Source organism: Nocardia sp. JW2, from assembly GCF_051843015.1.
Taxonomy (GTDB): domain Bacteria; phylum Actinomycetota; class Actinomycetes; order Mycobacteriales; family Mycobacteriaceae; genus Nocardia; species Nocardia coubleae.
In genome coordinates, this window is sequence record NZ_JBPXLK010000078.1 from 1 (window position 1) to 250 (window position 250).

Consider the following 250-nt stretch of genomic DNA (forward strand, 5'->3'; position numbering starts at 1 on the left):
GTTGGGCGGTGCGCTTAAGAATATTTATGCCGTTGCTATGGGAATTGGTGCAGCATATAAAATTGGTGAAAATACCAAAAGTATGATTTTAACGCGTGCTTTGGCTGAAATGAGCCGTTTCGCGGTAAAACAAGGTGCAAACCCGCTCACGTTCTTAGGTTTATCTGGAGTAGGTGATTTATTTGCGACTTGTAATAGTCCATTAAGCCGTAATTATCAAATTGGTTATGCGCTAGGTTCTGGTAAAACG

The 250-nt window shown here is 41.2% G+C and carries 1 protein-coding gene; it reads left to right on the forward strand.

What is annotated here, in order from left to right:
* Positions 1–250: NAD(P)H-dependent glycerol-3-phosphate dehydrogenase (locus ACSVDM_RS30865; protein WP_439269178.1), on the forward strand; the 250-nt coding region annotated here is incomplete at both ends.